The organism is Rubripirellula obstinata, assembly GCF_001642955.1.
GTDB classification, from domain to species: Bacteria; Planctomycetota; Planctomycetia; order Pirellulales; family Pirellulaceae; genus Rubripirellula; species Rubripirellula obstinata.
The window spans coordinates 1-21,303 of record NZ_LWSK01000097.1 but is presented as its reverse complement, the minus strand read 5'-3'; the positions used below and the strand labels follow the sequence as shown (position 1 = coordinate 21,303).

17 protein-coding genes are annotated in these 21,303 nt (G+C 53.9%); 7 read left to right on the top strand and 10 right to left on the bottom strand.

The window, feature by feature from the left end; genetic code table 11:
• Positions 1-176 precede the first annotated feature (176 nt).
• The 5 genes from RC85_RS19230 to xseB form a co-directional block, all read right to left on the bottom strand.
• Positions 177-1,646 (bottom strand): sigma-70 family RNA polymerase sigma factor, encoded by a 1,470-nt coding sequence (locus tag RC85_RS19230; protein WP_068265782.1) that lies wholly within the window; start codon positions 1,644-1,646, stop codon positions 177-179.
• Between the two features lie 416 nt (positions 1,647-2,062).
• Positions 2,063-2,965, bottom strand: a complete 903-nt coding sequence (locus RC85_RS19225; protein ID WP_068265780.1) for an NAD(+)/NADH kinase — start codon at positions 2,963-2,965, stop codon at positions 2,063-2,065.
• 25 nt (positions 2,966-2,990) lie between these two features.
• Positions 2,991-4,949 (bottom strand): 1-deoxy-D-xylulose-5-phosphate synthase, encoded by a 1,959-nt coding sequence (dxs, locus tag RC85_RS19220; protein WP_084422849.1) that lies wholly within the window; start codon positions 4,947-4,949, stop codon positions 2,991-2,993.
• 65 nt (positions 4,950-5,014) lie between these two features.
• Positions 5,015-5,995 carry a polyprenyl synthetase family protein gene (locus tag RC85_RS19215; RefSeq protein WP_235033253.1) on the bottom strand — a complete coding sequence of 327 codons (981 nt, stop codon included), beginning with the start codon at positions 5,993-5,995 and terminating at the stop codon, positions 5,015-5,017.
• 255 nt (positions 5,996-6,250) lie between these two features.
• Positions 6,251-6,592 (bottom strand): exodeoxyribonuclease VII small subunit, encoded by a 342-nt coding sequence (xseB, locus tag RC85_RS19210; protein WP_068265778.1) that lies wholly within the window; start codon positions 6,590-6,592, stop codon positions 6,251-6,253.
• Between the two features lie 223 nt (positions 6,593-6,815).
• Here xseB and RC85_RS19205 point away from each other — a divergent pair, with 223 nt between their 5' ends.
• The 6 genes from RC85_RS19205 to RC85_RS19180 all read left to right on the top strand — a co-directional run bounded on the left by RC85_RS19205 (position 6,816) and on the right by RC85_RS19180 (position 12,860).
• On the top strand, positions 6,816-7,724 hold the full coding sequence (locus tag RC85_RS19205) for a coiled-coil domain-containing protein (RefSeq protein WP_068265776.1): 909 nt from the start codon (positions 6,816-6,818) through the stop codon (positions 7,722-7,724).
• Between the two features lie 94 nt (positions 7,725-7,818).
• Entirely contained in the window at positions 7,819-8,796 is a 978-nt protein-coding gene (locus RC85_RS19200) for an AAA family ATPase (RefSeq protein ID WP_068265774.1), read from the top strand.
• Positions 8,793-9,764 carry a DUF58 domain-containing protein gene (locus tag RC85_RS19195; RefSeq protein WP_238383169.1) on the top strand — a complete coding sequence of 324 codons (972 nt, stop codon included), beginning with the start codon at positions 8,793-8,795 and terminating at the stop codon, positions 9,762-9,764. Before RC85_RS19200 ends, RC85_RS19195 begins: the two co-directional genes overlap by 4 nt.
• Positions 9,761-10,717 (top strand): hypothetical protein, encoded by a 957-nt coding sequence (locus tag RC85_RS19190; protein ID WP_068265772.1) that lies wholly within the window; start codon positions 9,761-9,763, stop codon positions 10,715-10,717. Before RC85_RS19195 ends, RC85_RS19190 begins: the two co-directional genes overlap by 4 nt.
• Positions 10,717-11,817 (top strand): vWA domain-containing protein, encoded by a 1,101-nt coding sequence (locus RC85_RS19185; protein ID WP_068265790.1) that lies wholly within the window; start codon positions 10,717-10,719, stop codon positions 11,815-11,817. The genes RC85_RS19190 and RC85_RS19185 overlap by 1 nt, the downstream gene beginning before the upstream one ends.
• Positions 11,817-12,860, top strand: coding sequence for a VWA domain-containing protein (locus RC85_RS19180; RefSeq protein WP_068265769.1), 1,044 nt, complete (start codon positions 11,817-11,819; stop codon positions 12,858-12,860). The genes RC85_RS19185 and RC85_RS19180 overlap by 1 nt, the downstream gene beginning before the upstream one ends.
• 62 nt (positions 12,861-12,922) lie before the next feature.
• Here the strand turns inward: RC85_RS19180 and RC85_RS19175 are convergent, their stop codons facing one another.
• From RC85_RS19175 to yajC, 4 genes are all read right to left on the bottom strand, one after another.
• Positions 12,923-13,771, bottom strand: a complete 849-nt coding sequence (locus tag RC85_RS19175) for an HAD-IIA family hydrolase (RefSeq protein ID WP_084422846.1) — start codon at positions 13,769-13,771, stop codon at positions 12,923-12,925.
• A gap of 406 nt (positions 13,772-14,177) precedes the next feature.
• Positions 14,178-14,819, bottom strand: a complete 642-nt coding sequence (locus RC85_RS19170; RefSeq protein WP_068265765.1) for a DUF4332 domain-containing protein — start codon at positions 14,817-14,819, stop codon at positions 14,178-14,180.
• 328 nt (positions 14,820-15,147) lie between these two features.
• A complete protein-coding gene (gene secD / locus RC85_RS19165; RefSeq protein ID WP_084422845.1) occupies positions 15,148-18,375 on the bottom strand; it encodes a protein translocase subunit SecD in 3,228 nt (1,075 codons plus the stop codon).
• Between the two features lie 97 nt (positions 18,376-18,472).
• On the bottom strand, positions 18,473-18,880 hold the full coding sequence (gene yajC / locus RC85_RS19160; RefSeq protein ID WP_149752720.1) for a preprotein translocase subunit YajC: 408 nt from the start codon (positions 18,878-18,880) through the stop codon (positions 18,473-18,475).
• Positions 18,881-19,208: 328 nt separating this feature from the next.
• Here yajC and RC85_RS19155 point away from each other — a divergent pair, with 328 nt between their 5' ends.
• Positions 19,209-20,381: a thioredoxin fold domain-containing protein gene (locus RC85_RS19155; protein ID WP_068265763.1), complete on the top strand. Its 1,173-nt coding sequence runs from the start codon at positions 19,209-19,211 to the stop codon at positions 20,379-20,381.
• 123 nt (positions 20,382-20,504) lie between these two features.
• On the opposite strand, the gene RC85_RS19150 is transcribed toward RC85_RS19155, so the two are convergent.
• Entirely contained in the window at positions 20,505-20,981 is a 477-nt protein-coding gene (locus RC85_RS19150) for a fasciclin domain-containing protein (RefSeq protein ID WP_420821393.1), read from the bottom strand.
• Between the last annotated feature and the right edge of the window lie 322 nt (positions 20,982-21,303).

Sequence of the window (21,303 nt, the reverse complement as noted above, 5' to 3'; positions counted from 1 at the left end):
CTTCCGTCCCTTCGGGACTATTCACCAGCGTTATGATCGCGGATCGATCAACGACAATTTGCATTGATTTGTTCGACTTCCCTTGGGATGAGTGACGACACCAATCCGGCAGTAATTGATACGTCGTTCCCTGCGAAATGACCCGCGAAAGGCGACACTAATTTTCCGCTCGTTCCTTAGGCGACTTCGTTATCTAGGAATTGACCTAGGTAACGCGACGCTCCTTCGCCCTTCAGCTTGCGAATTGCGGCTCGTTCGATTTGGCGAACTCGTTCTCGACTGAGCGAAAACTCGGCTGCCACTTCTGCCAGGGTGTGGGGAAAGTACGTCCCGAAGCCGTAACGCATGCGAAGGATTTTTTGCTCGCGCTCGTTCAATTTTTCCATCAACTGATTGCAGCGCCGTTTCAGTTCGATCGCGTCAGCCGATTCCGCAGGGGTGTCGAGCGAACGATCAGGCAGCAGGTTCCCGAACTCTTGTTGCGATCCGACGGCCGAACGCTGATTCAAACTGACCGGTGTTTCCGCGACTCGTTCCAGGATGGCCAAACGCTCGGTGCTGGTATTGGTCAGCTTTGCCAATTCATTCTTGGACGGGCGACGGCCTGTTTCCTGAAAGAACTTGCTTTTGTGTCGGCCAATTTGGTTCAGCTCGCTGATCACCTGTGCAGGAACGCGAACGGCGCGGCCCTGTTCGGCGACTGCTCTACCGATCGCCTGTCGAATCCACCAAGTCGCATAGGTCGAAAGTTTGAATCCACGAGTGTGCTCGAACTTCTCAACGGCACGCATCAGTCCAGCGTTCCCTTCCTGAATCAGATCCAGGAACGATAGCCCGCGATTGCGATACTTTTTGGCAACCGAAACGACCAGTCGCAAATTAGCTTCCACCAACACGCTCTTGGAATCGAGGTATCTAGCGTAAGACTGTTCCAGCTTTCGCGTGCGTCGATCAAAACCCTTTCGTGAATGTTGGGCGCGGCTGATCAACGAAAGATACTCGCGTCGCTGATCGCTGGTGTCGCTGTTGCTACGTCGAATCGTTGCGCGAAGACGCTTGACCCGAACGCCGATTTGACGAACGTCTTGAAAAAGTTCTTCCAGCAACGAAAGGCGAATTTCAAACTCTTCGAGCAACGAGATCAAGTGTTCGCGTCGCTTCAGGAAACTGCGGAACGCTTGCTTGCGGCGACGTCGGGAATGCGAGGGTGTGGAAGCGGTGACGAAGTCGTCTTGCACCGCTTTGCGCAGCCCGCGAATGGTGACCAAGTTCGTCGGCAGACACGCAGCCAATTGACGTTTGTTATCAGGATTCGCAACTGAATAATCGAGTGCCCGGTCGGCGCGGCTGGTGCCAGCCGCAACGGCTTCCAGTTCATCGATGACGGCATCGGCAACAAAACCAATCCGTAGCATTTCGCGGCGGAAGGAACGACGATCGTTGTCCATCGCTACGGCGAGCCGGTATTCTTCACTCGGCTTCAGCAGTGCAGTTCTGGCGATTTCCTCCAGGTATAACCCCAGAGAATCCGCCTGGTCATCAGCGTATTTTGTCCGCGCGGGCGAAGCCTGCAAACTGGTTGAGTTCGCGCCGACATCCGCGTTGGCAGGCGGAAGAATCGCATCAGTGTTAAAGAGTGAAACCATAATAAAAAAACCGTGCTTGGGAGGACTCTGTAACTAAAGACGCGAAATCGGGCCAACAAGTTCGATTGAAAACGGCGAAGTTGGTTCCGAAATCCGCTTTGAAGCGTCTTTTTATTTTTCTATTTGGCAGCGTAAGTATAAAAATAAAATGCGTGCAAATTTCGCGCCGATCATTGCGTTTGCCACGCTCCGCGATGCGCCCCTGATATAACACCCGACGTCGCCGTATGGACTTCGTTAAAAAGCTGGGAATCTTGGGAATGGCAAACTTTTTTGTTCCTTTGATGCGAAAATGGCAAACCACTGAAAATGCCCACTTTTGCATCGCGGTTGAAAAAAGTTCCACAGCGGTTTGCATCTGGCATAACCATAGAATGATCGCACGATGTCAAATTCCGCCATCAACGCTCGCAAAATCAGCTTCGCTTGAAGGGGACGCTTCCGCCCCAGCCCAGTTTTTCTCGAAGCGAACGGTAGTCGTTTTGACCTTCCACTGACATCATTTTGAATGTCGTGTCGGCTCTTTCGACTCGGATGCGATCACCGGGCAATAGCTCACTTAGAATTCGTCCGTCAACGACCAATCCGGTTGATGCGTTGGGTTCGGTAACCAGTAACTCGAACACCGTGTCAGCGGAATCGACCAATGGGCGGTAGGTCAATGTGTGCGGGCTGATCGGCGAAATCACAACGGCTTGCAACCGCCGACGCAAGATCGGGCCGCCTGCGGAAAGGTTGTGTGCGGTTGATCCAACGGGAGTCGCGATGATCAAACCGTCACAGCGATATCGGGTGGCTAGCTCGCCATCCGCGTACAGATCGATTTCCAGGATGCGATAAGGAGGCCCCCCTAACACGGCCACTTCATTGAGCACCAATTGGGATGCGACTTCTTCTCCTTTGCGAATCAGCGTCGTCTTCAACATCACGTAGTCGATGATCTCGAAGCAGCCCTGGAACACTTGCGGCCAGGCAGTCAAAAAATCATCAGGCGACAAGGCAGCCAAAAACCCCAGGCGACCGCAATTGACGCCCAACACGGGAACTTGATTCGTCCCCATTTGTCGTGCTGATTGCAGAATCGAACCGTCGCCGCCCAAGACGATGACCAGATCGATTTTGGTGGAGGAAAAATCAAACTGGAAGTTTAGGTCTTCGGCGACGATGTCAGCCTTTTCCGCGATCACGGGTCTAAGCCGTTCCAGTTCAACTCGAACGCGTTGACGATCAGGCACGCCCAAAATCACGACGCGGGGTCGAACCTTCGGATCGGTACCCCATTGCGGTAGCGAAACCTCTTTAGGAGTGCCGGTTCCCATTAGTTACAGCTCATTTAGTTACAGCTCATGAGTTACAAACCGGATTCAAGCAGGCTTGGTCGCGACAGGCCTGCATGATTGCGGCACAACTGAGGCCATGTTGATCGAGCAAATCGCCGCGGTCACCGTGATGGATGAATTCATCGGGCAGAGCTAAGACGGTGATCATTCGAGTGTCCAAGCGTTGCTCGACCGCGGATTCAAGCAAGGCTGAACCAAAGCCACCCATGCGGGCACCTTCTTCAGCGGTGATGACAAAGTTGCCTGATTCCACCACCTGTTTGACCATTTCGTGATCGATCGGCTTGACGAATCTGGCGTTGATCACCTGGATATCCAATTCGCCTTCCAGACGCTGAGCGGCTTCGAGTGCTTGGTCCAGAATCGCACCGAAGGCCACGATGGTTCCGTCCTTGCCTTCTCGCAGCGTTTCGCTCTTGCCAATTTCAACTTTGGCCGGCGCATGATCAAGTTCCAATGCCGACGCTTTCGGATACCGAATACTGGTGGGATGATCGTGGTCGAGTGCAAAGTCCAGCATCGGTTCCAATTCAGACGCGTAACCCGGTGCCATGCAAACCATATTCGGGAACACTCGCATGTAGCCGATGTCGAACAAACCGTGGTGGGTCGGACCGTCGGGACCAGTCAATCCAGCGCGGTCCAGCATGAACACGACCGGCAGATCCTGCAGTGCGACTTCCTGGAAAATTTGATCGTAACTCCGCTGCAGAAACGTGCTGTAGATATCGACGATCGGCCGCATGCCTGTTTTGCATTGTCCGGCCGCAAACGCGACCGCGTGGGATTCGCAAATGCCAACATCGAAGAACCGGTCTGGGAATTGTTCGCGGACAGGTTCCAACTTGTTCCCTTGGCACATCGCCGCGGTGATGATGGTGACCTTGTCGTTGGTCGTCATCTTGCGACGGATCGCATCGCGAGCATGCAAGGTGTAGGGAGGATTACCATCGCTCTTGGGAGCCGTTTCCTCGGTCGCATCAACGTTGGTGAATGCGGGCGGCGTGTGGAAGTACACCGGATCTTCGGCAGCAGGTTTATAGCCGTGGCCTTTTTCGGTCACCACGTGCAACAACATTGGCCCGGAAGACTCTCGAGCCATTTTGAGATACTTTCGCATCAAGCCAACGTCGTGACCGTCGATCGGGCCAACGTAGCGGATGCCGAGTTCTTCGAACAACATGCCGCCTAGCAAACCAGCTTTGACGCCTTCTTTCATCTGCGCCAAAAAACGTTCGGCTGGATCGCCAAACATTGGCACATGGTCCAGCAGCTTGACGACTTCGCTTTTCAAGCCCGAGTAAAACGGGTTGACTCTTAGTTTGTCTAAGTAAGACGCGACCGCGCCGACGCGGTGGCAAATCGACATCTTGTTGTCGTTCAAGACGATCGTTAAATCGTCGTCTAGCTCTCCCGCATTGTTGAGTGCTTCAAAGACGATGCCGCTGGGGAAAGCTCCATCGCCGATGACGGCAACCGATTTGCGCCCCGGCTGTTTCATCAACACGTCACCACTGCGCAGACCGATTGCTGTACTGACGCTGCATCCCGCATGACCGGTCATGAAAAGGTCATAGGGACTTTCGGCCGGATTGGGGTAACCCATCAATCCGCCCTGAGTCCGAATGGACGGGAAATCGTGATAGCGACCGGTCACCAATTTGTGCGGATAGATTTGGTGACCGGTGTCCCAGACCAAACGGTCTTCGCGGAAATCAAATTCACAATGCAGTGCCAGGCAAAGTTCAACGACACCCAGATTCGATGCAAAGTGAGCGGTCCGAGTTGCCAACAGATTGCAAAGCACATCGCGTACTTCCGCCGCAACATCCGTCAATTGATCCTGACTCATCTCGCGCAGCGGCATCGCATCGCCAAGGCTGGCCAACAACGGATGCTGGCCAAGCGAGTGATGATCTGGGTCTGCTGCTTTCCCAGGATTGTGTTGGTTTGATTCGGGCATCTCTTTGCCTGTGTGACGGTCTTTGTTGTCTGGAGCCGGAAAGTCGCTGCTGCTGCTCGTGTCAGTCAATGAGTTCGCTCCAAAACGTAGTCCGCCAACCACAATAATCGTTTGGCGGCGGGACCGAAGAATAAAGCTTCCTGTTTGGCTGATCCGATCAGCGAAACCGCTTTTTCCTTCGCCTGTTGGGCACCCAGCAAACCTGGGTAGGTCAATTTTCCTCGCTCCGCATCCTTACCGGCCCTTTTCCCCAACACAGCAGCGTCAGCCGTGAAATCGAGGTAGTCATCGACGACTTGGAAGGCGAGGCCCAAATGGCTCGCATAACCGGCCAGGGCAGACCTTTGTTCACCGGTCGCGTCTGAAAGTACGGCCCCTAAATCCAATGAGGCGGAGAACAAGGCACCGGTTTTTCGTCGATGAATCGATTCCAACCAATCTACGCTGCGGACTGATTCGGGATGGTGATCATTCTCAGCTTTTAAATCGTCCGCTTGTCCGCCGACCAAGTGCGACGCACTGGCAGCCGACGACAAAATGCTGACCGCTGCGGCTAACTTAACAGGATCGCTCACATGGCAGCATAGATGTTGGAACGCTTCGGCTTGCAAAGCATCGCCAGCCAAAATTGCGGTCGCTTCGTCAAATTCAATGTGGACCGTCGGACGTCCGCGGCGAAGGTCATCGTCATCCATCGCTGGCAGATCATCATGGATCAGCGAATAGGCGTGGATCATCTCAACCGCGACCGCCCCGGGCATGACTTGATTGAGCAGCCGCGTGTTGTCCGCGATCGATTCACCTGTTGAATGAAGGCTGCAAGCCTCGGCCGACATCAGCACCAAAATTGGTCGCAGGCGTTTGCCCGGTGCCAGCAAGGCGTAACGCATTGCTGCGGCCAGATGATCGGGGCAGCCCTGGCCAAAGTCGCACGCTGACTGTAACGCAGTTTCGATCGGGCGACGCAATTCGCCAAGCATCGTCTCACCCGATAATGAAGTGTTACCCGATGAAGCAGATTGAAGATTGGCGGAAGCGTGAGTCAAATCAACTCTCTGTTGACGGGTGGTTGATGAGTTTTGATGGATGGGTTTCTGAAGCGGCACGCAAGTCACGGTACCGAAACCAACTGTACCGAAACCGACTTGCCCATTTCCCAACCTGAACGCGTCAGCGAGGGATTTACACGTCAAACAAAATCCCTCGCTGACGCGTTCGGGTTGGGATTTGTTGGAATCGAATCTGATACAGTTATTTCGGGACAATTACCAACCGGTTCCGGTGTGCCAGTATGGAACAGTCTAAAAAAGTCCCGACGAATCGTCCACGTCACCCACTGTAGAACCGCCGGCAAGGGGTTTGTTGCCCCCTTTGGACGCTCCGCGGAACTTCGTTTCCGGCATCGGCTCTGTCGCAGGATTCCCGTCGGCATCGAATCCAGACAACAGCGTCACCTTCTGTTCGGCCTTTTCCAGGATTTCGTGACACTGCCGAAGCCGCTTGATGCCAGTTTCGTATTGCTCAAGCGAATCCGTCAGATCCAGTTCTCCCGATTCCAGCTTGCCCACGATGGTTTCGATGGTGGCGATCGCTTCCTCAAAATTGGGCGAGTCTTTCGATGATGCTGTTTTTTTCTTAGCCATGGTTCTTGTCGATTGGTTTCAGTTTGACTCTAGCGGGTTTGCGACGTAGAGACTGTATATCGGATCGTCACGGAGTTTAGGATCGCCAAAACTCTGGCATGATCGTAACGGTTGTATCCATTGTTTGCCTCCCACCGGATTCCCCATGGCCCGGAAGTCTCGAAAGAGAAACCGAAACGCCTCTCGCCCCCAGGTCTCTGAGGCTGCGCAGACCGAGACTTTGGTGGATGAGCCCAAATCGGAGACTCCCGTTATCCAAACCGATCCAGTCATCGAAGCGATTGCGGCCAACACGGCATTGATTCAACAATTGCTTGATCAAGTCGGCCACCAGGACCACGAACCAGACTCGATCGCGTCCGATCTTGAAAACGGCATCAGTGACGAGCAGCTTCACGATGAAGTCGCAGAACTGCGTCACCGAAACGACGAACTGTTGCTGGAACTGCAGCGGCGTCAAAGCCGAATCGATGAACTCACCCAACAAACCGAAGACCTGGCTGCCCAAGTCGTCCAGTCGGGTGTCCAGCAAACACTCGCCACACCGCAATCGGGCACCAGCGACGCTTTGTCTTGGGAAGAACGCAAACAGTTGATTCTGCAGCAACTGGAAACGGACACCTTCGACGCTGATGAATTTGTTGAGTCGATCGCCGAAGAGATCAACGCCACCGAGACAATGGCAGCGGAATTGCAATCGCCTAAAGAATTGCTCGACGAATTGGTTTCGCGGTTGCAACGTAGCGAATCGGAATTAGCCGAGCGGAAGATCGAAATTGGCGAGCTACGAATGCTGCTGGACCAACAATCCGAAACTCGCGAAGGCGGCGTTGCGATCGGTGCCGCTGCGATCGCGCAAATGGTCGATTCGGATGAATTGGTCATGCAAGAACGCGAGCGTCTTCAAACGTTGCAAGACCAGTGGGAAGAGAAATTCCGTCAGAGTGAAATCGAAGCTTCACTCGAACGGGCCAAGCTGTCGCGTGAAAGGCAACAGCTCGCGAAGAAAACCGAGCAGCTTGAAGAAGAGCTTGAACATCTTCGTCGCGAAGAAAAACAGAGTTTCGATCCGGCCGAATCCGGCACCTCTCGCCGATGGCTGGCCAAGCTAGGCCTTTCGGACGCCGACTGAATCCTGGCCAGATCAGCTTTTCTTGGGCCGAACCATTTTGGCGGTTCTTGCGTTATCATCCTGTTACGAAGTTCAGGAATAACGAAAGCGAACGATGACATTTTCTGCCGAAGACGCGACAGCCGCCAGCGAACCCTTTCGACGATTGGTCGAAGAAGTCGGCAAGACCGTTGTTGGACAACAACCGCTGATTCGCCGAATGCTGACCGCATTGCTGGCCGGCGGCCACTTGCTGATCGAAGGCGTTCCGGGGCTGGCGAAAACAACCGCCGTCGCATGTTTGGCTCGTGCGATCAGCACCGATTTCCAACGGCTGCAATTCACGCCTGACCTGTTGCCGGCTGACTTAACCGGAACCCAAGTTTACCGTCCACAGGACCAACAGTTCGTCGTTCAAAAAGGCCCGATCTTTTCTAACTTGATTCTGGCTGATGAAATCAACCGTGCACCGGCCAAGGTGCAAAGTGCTTTGCTGGAAGCGATGCAGGAACGCCAAGTCACGATCGGCAGCGAGACGTTTCCGTTGGCCGAACCTTTCTTGGTGATGGCGACGCAAAACCCGGTCGAACAAGAAGGCACCTACCCGCTGCCCGAGGCGCAACTCGACCGGTTTCTGATGAAAGTCGTCGTCGATTATCCGACTCGTGACGAAGAGCTTCAAATTCTTCGCCGCATGTCAAAAACCAAAGCCGAGATTCTGGTCAACGCGGTAACTTCACCTGCCGAAATTCTGCAGGCTCGAAATCACGTTGACCAAATCCACGTCAGCGAAGCGATCGAGGAATACATTGTCGATCTGGTGATGGCAACTCGCAAACCGGTCGCGTACGGTTTGCCGCTTGAAGAATTAATCTCCTACGGCGCGTCACCGCGAGCCACGATTAACTTGACGCTATGTGCGAAAGCGAATGCCTTTCTTGAAGGCCGAGCATTCGTCACACCAGCGGACGTTCAAACGATCGCGATGGATGTGCTACGTCATCGCGTCATCATTACTTACGAAGCCGAGGCGGAAGAGAAAACACCGGAGATGATCGTGCAGACGATTCTTGACGGAGTTCGCGTTCCATGATCATGCCTTGGTTCTCTTGGGGGCGGTCTAAACAGGCCATCGAATCGCCGGCAAACGAATCTTCGACGGCTCAATTGATGCGGCGCATTCGCCGCGTTCAAATCAAGACGTCGCACAAGGTGGATGACTTGTTGGTCGGTCGCTGGCATTCTGCGTTCAAAGGACGTGGGATGGAATTCGAGGAAGTGCGGCCTTACCAAGTCGGCGATGACGTGCGAACGATCGATTGGAACGTCACCGCCCGAGCTGGTGAACCGTTCGTGAAGTTGTTCCGCGAAGAACGCGAAACGTCGGTCATCCTGCTTGTCGATGTCAGCGGATCGCAAAACTTTGGAACTCAGCAGCAGTCCAAAGCCGAATTGGTGACTGAATTCGCAGCGACGATCGCAATGAGCGCGATCAAGAACAACGACAAAGTTGGCCTGACGATGTTTTCAGACAAAATCGAAAAGTCGATTCCAACTAGGCAAGGATCACGGCACGCATTGCGGATCATTCGCGAACTATTGTTCTGGCAAGATTCTCACTCCAATTCTGGACAGGCGGAATCGGCGTTCAACAATCGGACTGACATTCAAGCTGCTTTGGAACATTTAGGCCGTACCAACAAACGTCGCCGCGTCGTTTTTCTGATCAGTGACTTCCAGAATTCGGGATATGAAAAAACGCTTCGAGTCACGCGGCGGAAACACGATGTGATTCCGGTCGTGGTCGGTGATCAGCGCGAATTCCAGTGGCCTTCGGTCGGCATGATTCGCCTGCGAGATCCGGAATCCGGTGGCATGGTCGATATCGATACCAACAGCCGTTCCACGCGAAATCAAATTCAATCGATCATGCGGCAACAGAGCGAAGCGACGGACGAGATGTTTCGGCGAATGCGTTTGGAACCCCTGCGTTTGATGACGGGTGAAGATTTTGTCGATCCACTGGCAAAGTACTTTCAAAAACGACACGCACAAGCATGATCATCAACCAAGTTCGGATGCTTATACGATTGCTTTTGTGCAGCCTCTTGTTGGCGGCCGTTAGCTACGCGGATGGTCCGCCATTGCTAACTTCTGTCCTGCCGACTGAAATAATCGAAGTCGCCAAGCCGTTCGAGCTGCAGCTTGAAGTGGTTTCCAAGGCTCCTGCGTCCGTGCAGTTGATCGATGACTCGATCGAACAGGCCGATGGATTTGAAATCGTGGGCACGCGGTTAATCGGTCCCGTTCCATTGGCTCCATTGGCGAAGGAAGACGCAAATCCAAGCAGTCGTTTTCAAACAACCTTGGTTTTGGTTCTAGAAACCGCACGCCCGGGCTCTCGCACTTTGCCAAGTTTTAAGTTGCAGGTCACCATCGACGAACAGGTTTTCTCGCTCGCTTCAGAAGCAGCCACCGTCGATGTTCAGGGAATCGTCCCCGAAGACTTTGATCCCACTGAATTTCGTCAACTCAAACCACTCGCCGAAATAGAAACGACGAAGACTCCAAAAAGAATCAGTGCTTGGGTCGCGGCAATCGTTGTTGGCCTGATCGGTGGACTGCTGTTTTTCTGGCGCAGATCAAAGAACAGCGACGCGGCGATCCGCCAGCGATGGATTTCCGAGATTGACTCGCTGGAAACCGACGTGCGCAATCGCAAGAGTGGTTTGCCCGAGGCTCACGATGAAACCTGTCATCGAATACGTCAATGGATTCAATCGTCAACGAGGATCCCTGCCACTAGTTTGCCGACTGACCAATTAGTCAATCAACTGCGTTCCCGATCTTGGCCCGAGCCAATGCTGGATCGATTGTCAAAGATGCTTGCCCGAAACGATCAGTTGAAATTCGCTGACGGCGCAACGCCGACCGAACACGCCTCTACTGTCTTCGATGACGCTCGTTGGATGATCGCGAATCCGACAATCGCTCAGTTGCGGGAGCGGAATTGATGAGTCTGTTTTTGCATCCATGGTTTCTGTTGTTGCTGCCCGTTGCGTTTGGGTTAGCGTTTCGAGCTTGGCGTCGTGAAGGCGTTACGGTCGTTTCGTATTCGTCGGCTGCGACCCGGTGGAATTTGCGTCCAAGCCTGCGTCAGCGTTTGGCGTGGCTTCCCAAAATGCTGACTTTGGTGGCGTTGGTGACCATGATCTTGGCGCTCGCCCGCCCGCGAGACGGCAAGGAGAGGACGTCTGTCGATTCCGAAGGCATTGCGATCGAATTGGTGGTCGACCGATCCAGCAGTATGCGAGCACTGGATTTCAAAATTGACGGCGAAAGTGTTGATCGATTGAGTGCGGTTAAAGACGTCGCAACGAAGTTCGTGTTAGGCGATTCAGGAACCAGCTCTGACGATGCAAATGAATTGGCAGGACGTTTGACCGACCGCATCGGCTTGGTGCAATTCGCTGGTTACGCCGATGCCATCACGCCGCCCACGCTGGATCATTCATTTTTAGCCGGACAACTTGACCGCATTCGTATCGCTGACAGCCAGGCGGAAGGTGGCACCGCGATCGGCGACGCGGTCAGTCTGGCTGCGGAACGACTAAGCTCGCTGACCGCGAAAAACGAAAAGCAGATACAAAGCAAAGTGATCATCCTGTTGACCGATGGTGAGAACACCGCCGGCAGTGTTGAACCGATGCAGTCCGCTGAACTCGCCAAGTCGTTGGGCGTCAAGGTTTACGCGATCGGTGTTGGAACCCAGGGCCAAGCACCGTTCCCGGTTCGACAAACCCGCGACGGTCGAATGTTGGTCCGAATGATGGACGTCAGCATTGATGAAGACACGCTAAAGGCGATTGCCGATACGACGGGCGGTCGTTACTTCCGAGCCACCGACACGGATTCGCTGAAACAGATTTATCAAGAGATCGATCAGTTGGAACGGACTAAGTTCGAGGTCAACAGCTACGTTGACTACAAAGAATTAGCCGTGCGCTGGATCCAGACTTCGTGGGGAAAGCTTCCGCCGCTGTTATTGATCGCATTGTTTGCACTTGGAATGAAATTGCTCTTATCCCAGACACTTTTTCGGAGTCTGGCATAATGGATTCTGGCATGATGGATTTCGGCAGTGGCATCCGCGACGTACAAATCGGCAATCCAGCGTACGGTCTGTTTGGATGGTTCTTGGCAGCATGCGTTGCAGTAATTGTGTTCGCTGTTCTTTGGCGGATCAAAGCTCGCCGCTCGCTGGCCACGCCGTCACGCCTACGATCGGTGCTTGGTGAAAACGCAACGCGTGTTTCTTTGATCCGCGCCGTTTTAGTCTTCTTGTCGATTGGATTTTTGGTGATCGCGGCGATGGACATTCGTTGGGGGCGGGTGTCGCGAGAAGTTCCACAACGCGGCATCGAGGTTTTGTTTGCGCTGGATGTTTCGCGAAGCATGCTGGCCGAAGACGTCGCACCGAATCGACTCGAACGAGCCAAGCAGATGATCAAGGACACGCTTGCGGAGATGGCCGGTGACTCGGTCGGCTTGGTTTTGTTTGCGGGCGAGTCCCGGCAAGTGATTCCAATCACCAGCCACTACGACGAATTTCGCCAACGACTCGATAGCGTGCAACCGGCGGACGTTTACCGCGGTGGATCACGCTTGGGCGACGCAATTCGCGTTTCCAAGAAAGCTTTTTTAAATGACGGAGCAACAAGCAAGGCGATCGTGCTGATGACCGACGGCGAAGACATGGAAAGCGATCCCATTGAAGCCGCTAAGACCGCTTTTGAAGAAGACGGCGTCACGATCTTCACGATCGGTTTGGGCGACATGCAACAAGGCGCTCGGATACCCATCCAAAGTCGAACAGGCAAGCAATACGTTCAGTACCGTGGGCAACCCGTCTTGTCGAAGCTCGACGGAAAAGTCCTGCAGCAGATCGCCGACGTCGCGGGCGGCGATTGTATTCTCGCTGGCACAAAACAAGTCAACATGGCCGATTTCTACAACGGCTATCTCGCACCGCTACCTGATTCAATCGTGCAAACCAAATCCGTCGACAACTACGAAGCCCGTTTCCAATGGTTCTTAGCGCCAGCCATCGCCCTGTTACTGCTGGAACTGACAATCGCAGGAAGACGTCAAGGTTAGGCGGCTTTTTGGAAACTCTGTTGAGAAGTTGGGCAAAACGATGGAGGGGCAAAACGATGTTGCTATGCATTGGCTGCGACCCAGTCGGCCATGTTGGTGACTGTGTCGTCATCCTGGTTCGCTTTGGGCAAGTCGCGATCGATGAATCGTCCAATGTCACACAGTTCTGCGATCGATTCGACAATGACGTCGGGGCCAAAGGCGTACTTCCCCAGGTCTTCCCGACGAGTCGATCCGGTTAAGGTCAACACGGATCGAAACCCGAGTTGAACGGCACCCAAGATATCGGTTTCCATCGTGTCGCCGATCATGACGGTTTGCGACGTTGCAAGGTGCAGTTCCTTGCGTGCGGCTCTCATCATGATCGGGCTCGGTTTACCAACGCTAAACGCTTTGCGGCCGGTAACCGTTTCCAAGTAAGCAACCGTCGCGCCCGCGCCGGGCCGCGTGCCGCCCTTGGTTGGACAATTAGGGTCCAAGTTGGTCGCGATTAACTTGGCACCGCCAAGGATCATGTTGACGGCTAGTTCTAACGAGTCCAATGTGATCGTACGTCCTTCGCCAACGACGACGAAGTCCGGTTCGTGATCGACGATCGAATAACCATTGAGGTGAAGTGCTTGCAGCAAGCCGCCTTCGCCGATGACATACGCGGTGCCCGATGGTTTTAGTTTTGCCAGGAATCGCGCTGTTGCCATGGCACAGGTGAAAATGTGCCTCTCTTCGACGTCAATCCCCATCCGCTGCAACTTCATGCAAACGTCGCGTCGCGTCCGTTGACTGTTGTTGGTTAGAAAGATGAACGGGATTCGTTCTCGACGGAGCGTTTGAATAAACTCTGCAGCACCGGGAATCAGTTGGCTCCCTCGGTAGATGACTCCGTCCATGTCAATCAATAATCCTGTACGCATCGTAAGCACCGTATATTTTGTCAAGGTACGGGGCGTCATAAAGCATCAGCCCCACGAATGCGTCAGTTATGCAATTGTTGTGCCACCGCATTGCAGGCCAAGCGTCTGCCCTCAATGATCGTTAAGGGCATTTCGGTCCGACGACTGCTTAGAAAACGTGCAGGTCAGCACCGAACTGATGAGAATGTGCTGCTTTTTTCAGGCTGACGGATTTAGGAAACTACGTGTTGCTAAAGAGAAAAGCATGGCCGATTTCTGTGGCGGCTATCTCGCGCCCCGCTACCTGATTGGATCGTGTAAACCAAACCAGACGACAACTACGAAGCCTGTGTCCAATAGATCTTGGCACCAGCAATTGCACTGCTACTGCTGGAGCCAGGCAAGACGATGGCCTACCGAATCCTGGTCACGCGGCTTGTGCGTAGGCCGGTCGGTTGGATCTTGCTGCTTCGCACTGCGTGATCCATTGCTTGATGCGACGCGTGCTGGGCAGACGTCTGCCGCGTAACAGCGATCGGCCCTGAGAACTTTCGGCGAATCGTTGGAGATCGCGATAGAGACTGCCTGGTGTTTCGCTGGCCAGGCCGCGAATCGAGCGACGGTGAACGCTGACCAGCAGCATTGCGTCGCGTGGCATCATTCCGGGGACCGATGCCGCCAAGCGGATCGCGCGGCGGTAATGCCGCAGCATGCTGGCGGCCTTTCGCGGGGCACCAAAGTGTTTGGCCAGTGTTGATGGATCCGCTACCGCCAAGTCACCGGCACTGATCAGATTGAGAGCTGCTAATCGCTTTGCACGTTGAGGGCTACAAATGCCGATGTGAGCAATTTTCATCGACAGCACTCGCTGGCGATGGTTGCCCGCGGGTTGATGTGCGTGTTGATGTGCGTGTTGATGTGCGGTTTGATGCGCGGGCGACTTTTGAATCGACTTTGGCTTGTTTTCCGCCAACGGGACTTTGGCGTAAAGCGTGATGGAACCGCCCGCCATTTCGATGGGCTTAGGTGCCGTGGGCGCGGAGAACAGTCGCAGAAAGGATCGTAGCATTCGAAGGCTCGCGAAAGAGAAGAGGAGAAGTTTCGAGCAGAAATCTCGTTTAACTCATCCAACCTTTTCAACGCTAGATCGATTCTTGGGCAGGCAAAGCAATGTGCGAAGACGCAACCATCGTCTGGAGGCCCTGAAGTAGGCCGTAGCGAGTGGAGCGAGTTACGGCAGGTATGCAAAAATGCCGTAACTCGCTATGGCTCGCTACGGCCTACATCTCTTGGCAATTCCTTTAGTAACCTGCCGCCGATTGATGCAGGCCCGGCCGCTTACGCGATGCCCGGCTCGCTGCTCACTGCTCACTGCTCACTGCTCACTGCTAAACGCCTTACGCCAGCTTCGCTTTCTTTGCTGAGCGTCCGACCAGGTAAAGCAAGATCGGGCTGGCGACGAAGACGGAACTGTACGTTCCCACCATCACGCCGACGACCAATGCGAATGCGAATGCGTGAATGCCGTCACCACCGAACGCGTACAACAGCAGCACAACAATCAAAGTCGTGATCGAAGTCAGCAAGGTTCGGCTGAGCGTTTGGTTGATGCTGAAATTCACCATGTCACCGGTCAACGTTGGGGCCTTCCCCTTCGTTTCGCGGATGCGGTCAAAGACAACGATCGTATCATTGAGCGAATAACCAATGATGGTCAGCAATGCAGCGACGACGGTCAGCGAAATCTTGAATGGGTCGATCAATAGAATTCCCAAGTAGTCCGCAAGCCAATAGCTAACGGCGATTGCACCTAGCGTGATTGTGACGTCGTGAATCAAAGCTGCGACCGCTGCAAAGCCGTAGATCACACGCTGGAATCGGAACCAAATGTATCCGATGATGCACATCAAGCTTGCAAAGAGGGCACCCAGTGCCCGACTGATCATGTCACCGGCAACACGTGAACCAACCGCACTGCTGCTGATCCAAACAGGTTCAGAATCGAGGCCGTTTTGAAAGTCTTCGAGCACCTTGTCTGCCTCAACCGCCGCGATCGGCAGAGCCACTTTCCACCGGGAAAATGTTAACGAGGATTCTTCCTTCCATTCTTCGGTTCCTTCGCCCAGCGGTGTGACTTGAATCGTTCGTTCGGTCAGCGTGACGCCTGTTCGAGCACCGGCCGACATCAGCGACTCTTTCAAAGTCGTCGAATTCATGCGTCCACCGGTTTGGTCGCCATCGACGCTCAATTCGACGATCGCGGTACTGGTCACCTCTGCATCAGAGAATGCTGACGGCAAAACGGCGGCTTCGGAAGGATCGGTTTCTGTATCCGCTGTTTCGGCATCCGCTTGGGCAGCGACCAACATGATTCCGTTATCGCTAGTCACGGGTGAAACACGTGATTGCGGATCACCCGAGGGCGAGATTTTGACGTTGTAGGTGATCAGGTCAACGGAATTATCTTCAGCGAATGCTTCCGCAACCGCTTTTTTCAGCAGGTCTACTTTTTCTTCAGACGAATCAAGTTTGAAGATCGTGTTTTCTCCGGCGCCTTCCATCGTCACGCCATTGACGGTGTAGGGCATTTCTTCGCCTTCGGCGTTGACCATCTTTGACTTGACGATCTCGCGAACTCGGTCGGTTTCGGTTCCTTCGCTAAGCCGGAATTGAACCGATGAACCACCAGCGAAATCGATATCGAAGATACTGGATCCGCGAGCAAACAATGAAACCAGCCCGCCGATCACAAGGATCGCGGAAACGCCTAACATCGCGCGGCCCTTGCCAACGAAGTCGAAGCCTGATTCGCCCGTGATTGAACCGCGAAGCGAGTTGACCCAATCCGACATTCCCAGCGAAAGGAATCCGCGTCGTTCGGCGATGTCGAACAGTGTTCGTGAAACGTAGATTGCCGTGAACATCGAAAACAGGATGCCCAAGATCAACGTGACCGCAAACCCGCGGATTTGGTCGGTTCCGATTGCGTACAAAACGATCGCCGTGATCAGCGTCGTCAAGTTTGCATCGATAATCGTGATCGTTGCTTTGCCAAAACCGTTGCGAATTGCCATTCGCGACGCGGCACCTTTTTTCAGTTCCTCGCGGATCCGTTCAAAGATCAACACGTTGGCGTCAACCGACATACCGACGGTTAGCACCAAGCCCGCCAAACCGGGAAGTGTTAGCGGTTGGTTGATGAAAACCATCGTGGCCAAAATCATCGCCAAGTTCATCATCAATGCGATGCAGGCGATGACACCAATGAATCGGTAATAGACCAGGATGAAAACCAGGACCAGAATCAGCGAAACCGTGATCGCCCAAACCCCTTTAGTGATCGTGTCTTTTCCGAGCGTCGGGTCGATTTGGTTTTCGGCGATCGGTTGTGGAGTCAATGCGGCGGGCAATTGACCGGCCTTCAGGATTTGCACCAAGTCTTCGACTTCTTCGCGAGTAAACCGGCCGGTGATGCGACCTTCTTTGCGAATCGGACTTTGGATACTGGGGGCGGACAACAACTTGTCATCGAGCACGATTCCCAATTGGCGGGTTCGTGATCCGACCGGTGCGTTGTTGGTTGTCAACGCGAAGAAACGGCTTGAACCCGCATCGGTCAGATTGAACGCGACGGAGGGGGCACCGTTTTGATCGAACGTGCTGGCGGCGAACGCTAGGTCTTCACCAGTGATGTCCAGAATTGGATCGACGGCCATCAGGGCTTCGATCGATGACATTTCTTGTGAATCCAACCACGCCGCGACGAGCGATTCGCTGTTTTCGCCACGCAGTTGGGCGGGCAATTGAATGATTTGTCCGGTGTCGGGATTACGAACCAGTGCATTGGCCACGCTGACTCGCAACGGCCCAACTTTGCCTTCGCCTGGAACGATTTCACGATCGACTTCGGCCCAGATTCCATTAACGCGACGTTCACCGCCAATTTCGCGAATGCGTTTCGCCAAACGTTCACCGCGATTTTTGGATTCGGCTTGTTCGGTTGCTGTTGTGATCAGTGTTTGGTGATCGACGCCGTTGGCCAAAATTGCAAATCGCAGAATCCCGGCTTCTTCGACTAGCTTTTTGATTCGATCGACTTCTTGTTGTTCAACCGCAGGAACAATGATTTCGATTTGCGATTCACCGTAGGGGCGAATGACGATTTCTTGGGTACCGCTGGGGTTGATCCGGCGGGTGAGCGGTTCGACGAGGTCTTCGGACGTGATTCTGCTTTGGTTATCCGCATCCATCTTGCTCGTTTTTTCAGGGTCCATTTCGTAGACCAAGATCGTTCCGCCACTGAGGTCAACGCCCAAGCCTGGTCGCGACTTGGCCAGCATGATGCCGCTGGCGGATAACGCGAACAGGATGAAGCCAATCGCGGTGCCGTAGTTTGGCATCTTCAGCATCTTTGCGAAGAAGTTGCCCAGCATGAATGGCACGATCAGCAAAGCGATCACGACTGCGATCGCAATGTACTGGTCGGTTGAGATTCCGTCGGCGACGGCACCTGCCTTGGTTGCCTGGGCTAACAGATTTTGCGAGGCCAAGCCGATCGATGGTGCAAAATCGAAAGGTTGGGGCAGGTGGAATGAAGGGAGGTTGGCTAGCAGGACGTTTAACATCGTGATTTTCGTTCTGTCTTAGGTGCCCCGGGTCGTAGGCGACCGAGGTGATGAATGGGTCAGATGAGTTATTCGTGCTGGCAGACGGATCTTTTGTCTACTCAGCGGATTCTTTTGCGGATTCTTTTTTGGATTCTTTTTTGGATTCTTTTTTGGTGTCTTCACTATTTTTGGGGTCAACAATTTTCGCGATCGCGGACCGGTTTACTTTCATTCGAGCATTGCCGCTCTCGTCAAGTTTCAACGTGATGGGTTCGTCGCCTTCTCCAATCGCAGCAACGATTCCATGGATACCGCCAATCGTCACGACTCGATCATTCTTTTTCAACGATCGCATCAGTGACGCTTCTTCGACCTTCTTTTTGCGTTCTGGCACCACCATCGTCAGGTAGTAAATGCAGACAATCCCAAAGATCAGCGGCAAAAACGAAAACAGCCCCGGTGCTTCACCCGGGGCCGGCGCACCGGGATCTTGAGCCAGGAATAGCCCGCCAAGCGATGACATGACGGGGGTAATAGCGAGAGCGATGGCCGGGATCACGCGGTTGCGAGCTTTGTTTTAAGGAGAATTGAATGCGGCATGATAGGAATCCGCAAATTTCGTCACAAGCCCAAGCAGGACAATGGAATTGGGAATTGAGAGGTGGAGTTCTGTAAATCGAAATTCCTCCCTGGCGTTAAAGTCGCCGTAATCTGTAATTTCCGATCAAGCCTCACCCCTGGTGGGGCCGAAGACAACGGGGCGGGGAAGCTGTTCCCGCCTCCAAAACGAAAATGATGATTCCAAACCAGCAATCCAGCCTCCCCCCAGTAAAGACGACGGGAACGTTTCCATGCGAACGGCCATCACCTGCCTAATCACGACCGCGGTACTGCTTTGTGGCACTGCCAATCTCGCTCAAGCTGAAATCGCTTGGGAATCTAGCCTTAGAAAAGCTCACAGCCGGGCTTCTCAGGAAAACAAGCTGATTCTTTTGCACTTCATTCGCGACAACTGCGTTTATTGCGACAAGCTAGAAGCGGGCGCTTTTCAAGCACCCGAAGTCGAAGGCGCGATCTCAAAGAATTTTGTGCCGCTAAAAATCAACGTCAGCGACAGCAAGGGCAACAAAAAACTTGCCGAAATGTTTAAGGTTGATCGTTTTCCGATGGATGTCGTGGTGACCACTGATGGCGCGGCACTCGCCCACGGCGTCAGCCCTCAGCAACCCGCTCGGTATGCTGGCATGCTGGCTAGCACACTGGCACCGAATGCACCGGCGCTGAATCGAAATCCTGCTGGTCCCGGACCATCAGCTCCCGAGCAACAAATCGCGGCTGCCCCGCAACGCAGCGCACCGCAACGCAGCACAACACCGACCAACACCGTGCCAGGTTACGCTGCGGCTCCCAAGGCACCCGCCGCACAACCTGCGACGCAGCCAGCACCGGTTGCTGCTGCACCAGTTGCTGCTACACCGGCTCCGGCCGCCGCCGTGGCTGCGACTCAATCTCGACCCGTCGCACAGAACAAGCTGGTCAGTGCCCGAACCAATCAAGCCAACGCAGGCATGACGCTGTCGATGCCTGAACAAGTCACCGACACGCCGCCTGCGGCTGTTGCGGAAAAGACCACCGGACAAGAGCCGAAGCTTGCGATGGACGGATTCTGTGCTGTGTCGGTTGTCAACGAAGCTCGCTGGATCGAAGGTCGGCCAGAGTTCGGCGTCGTCCACCTCGGCAAACTGTATCTGTTCGCAAACGACCAAGCCATGAAAACTTTCTTGGCTGATCCGATGCCCTACACGCCTGTCCTAAACGAAATCGACGTCGTTCGATTCTTTGAAGAACGAGTCATCGTGCCTGGCAAGCGAGAATGGGCGATGCAAGATCCATCGAACAAACGCATGTTCTTCTTCGCCGACAAAGCAGCGATGCAACACTTCGAGAACGAATACGCTCGCTACGTTGACGCCGCCATCGCAGTCATGGACAAGGCCGTCAAGGAATCGAATCCCGGAAGCTGATCCGCATTGGGATTGGTTGTTACTGGTTTACAAAAAAACGCGATTCGCTGCAAAGCAAATCGCGTTTTTCGTTTCGATGATAAGTTCTTCATCGTCAAAGCTGAGAACTCAAACGTTTCTAATTCACTCAGGCATCAAGACCTTGTCGATGACGTGAATGACTCCATTCTTGCAATCGACGTCTGGCTTAATGACTTTTGCCTTGTCGATCATCACGGTGCCATCTTTGACTTCGATGTCCACCATTGAACCTTGAACGGTCTTGGCTTCGCTCAACGTCACGACATCTTTTGCCATGACTTTGCCGGACACAACGTGGTAGGTCAAAATCTTGACAAGCTTGTCCTTGTTCTCTGGCTTGACCAGCATTTCAACGGTGCCTTCGGGCAGTGCCGCAAATGCTTCGTCGGTCGGTGCGAAGACCGTGAACGGGCCTTCACCGGAAAGAGTTTCGACGAGACCGCCGGCTTTGACAGCAGCGACCAGGGTGTTGAAAATCTTACCTTCGACAGCGACTTCGACGATGGTCTTTTCGGCGGTTGCACTTGCAGTAGCGGCTTCGTCAGCCTTCGCTGAAGAAACGCCCATCATGGTAACCATGGCAGTCGCCAACAACATTCCACTTAGCTTTCTCATCAGTAGCTCCTCTGAGAATCCGTCGCACTCACCGGTTTGTCGATCACTTCCAAACAACTGCGTTTGGACGAAGAACATGACGACGACCAGGGTGCGTTCCCGTGATCTCAGTTCGGATGATTGTTGGAGCGTGGCAAGGGGCGCTGGAAAAGTTTCGCCAATGTAGGCCGTAGCGAGCCATAGCGAGTTACGGCAATTCGCGCAACGCCGTAACTCGCTATGGCTCGCTACGGCCTACTTTCAAGGGTTGTGGCAAGTTGACAACGACACATTTTCATCACACCAG

Excerpts from the sequence above, each read along its gene's own strand:
- RC85_RS19200 (WP_068265774.1), top strand. The coding sequence starts at position 7,819 with ATGACATTTTCTGCCGAAGACGCGACAGCCGCCAGCGAACCCTTTCGA.
- dxs (WP_084422849.1), bottom strand. The coding sequence starts at position 4,949 with ATGCCCGAATCAAACCAACACAATCCTGGGAAAGCAGCAGACCCAGAT.
- RC85_RS19150 (WP_420821393.1), bottom strand. The coding sequence starts at position 20,981 with ATGGTTACCATGATGGGCGTTTCTTCAGCGAAGGCTGACGAAGCCGCT.
- RC85_RS19225 (WP_068265780.1), bottom strand. The coding sequence starts at position 2,965 with ATGGGAACCGGCACTCCTAAAGAGGTTTCGCTACCGCAATGGGGTACC.
- secD (WP_084422845.1), bottom strand. The coding sequence starts at position 18,375 with ATGTTAAACGTCCTGCTAGCCAACCTCCCTTCATTCCACCTGCCCCAA.
- RC85_RS19155 (WP_068265763.1), top strand. The coding sequence starts at position 19,209 with ATGCGAACGGCCATCACCTGCCTAATCACGACCGCGGTACTGCTTTGT.
- RC85_RS19195 (WP_238383169.1), top strand. The coding sequence starts at position 8,793 with ATGATCATGCCTTGGTTCTCTTGGGGGCGGTCTAAACAGGCCATCGAA.
- RC85_RS19170 (WP_068265765.1), bottom strand. The coding sequence starts at position 14,819 with ATGCTACGATCCTTTCTGCGACTGTTCTCCGCGCCCACGGCACCTAAG.
- RC85_RS19185 (WP_068265790.1), top strand. The coding sequence starts at position 10,717 with ATGAGTCTGTTTTTGCATCCATGGTTTCTGTTGTTGCTGCCCGTTGCG.
- RC85_RS19230 (WP_068265782.1), bottom strand. The coding sequence starts at position 1,646 with ATGGTTTCACTCTTTAACACTGATGCGATTCTTCCGCCTGCCAACGCG.
- xseB (WP_068265778.1), bottom strand. The coding sequence starts at position 6,592 with ATGGCTAAGAAAAAAACAGCATCATCGAAAGACTCGCCCAATTTTGAG.
- RC85_RS19175 (WP_084422846.1), bottom strand. The coding sequence starts at position 13,771 with ATGCGTACAGGATTATTGATTGACATGGACGGAGTCATCTACCGAGGG.
- RC85_RS19190 (WP_068265772.1), top strand. The coding sequence starts at position 9,761 with ATGATCATCAACCAAGTTCGGATGCTTATACGATTGCTTTTGTGCAGC.
- yajC (WP_149752720.1), bottom strand. The coding sequence starts at position 18,880 with ATGTCATCGCTTGGCGGGCTATTCCTGGCTCAAGATCCCGGTGCGCCG.
- RC85_RS19180 (WP_068265769.1), top strand. The coding sequence starts at position 11,817 with ATGGATTCTGGCATGATGGATTTCGGCAGTGGCATCCGCGACGTACAA.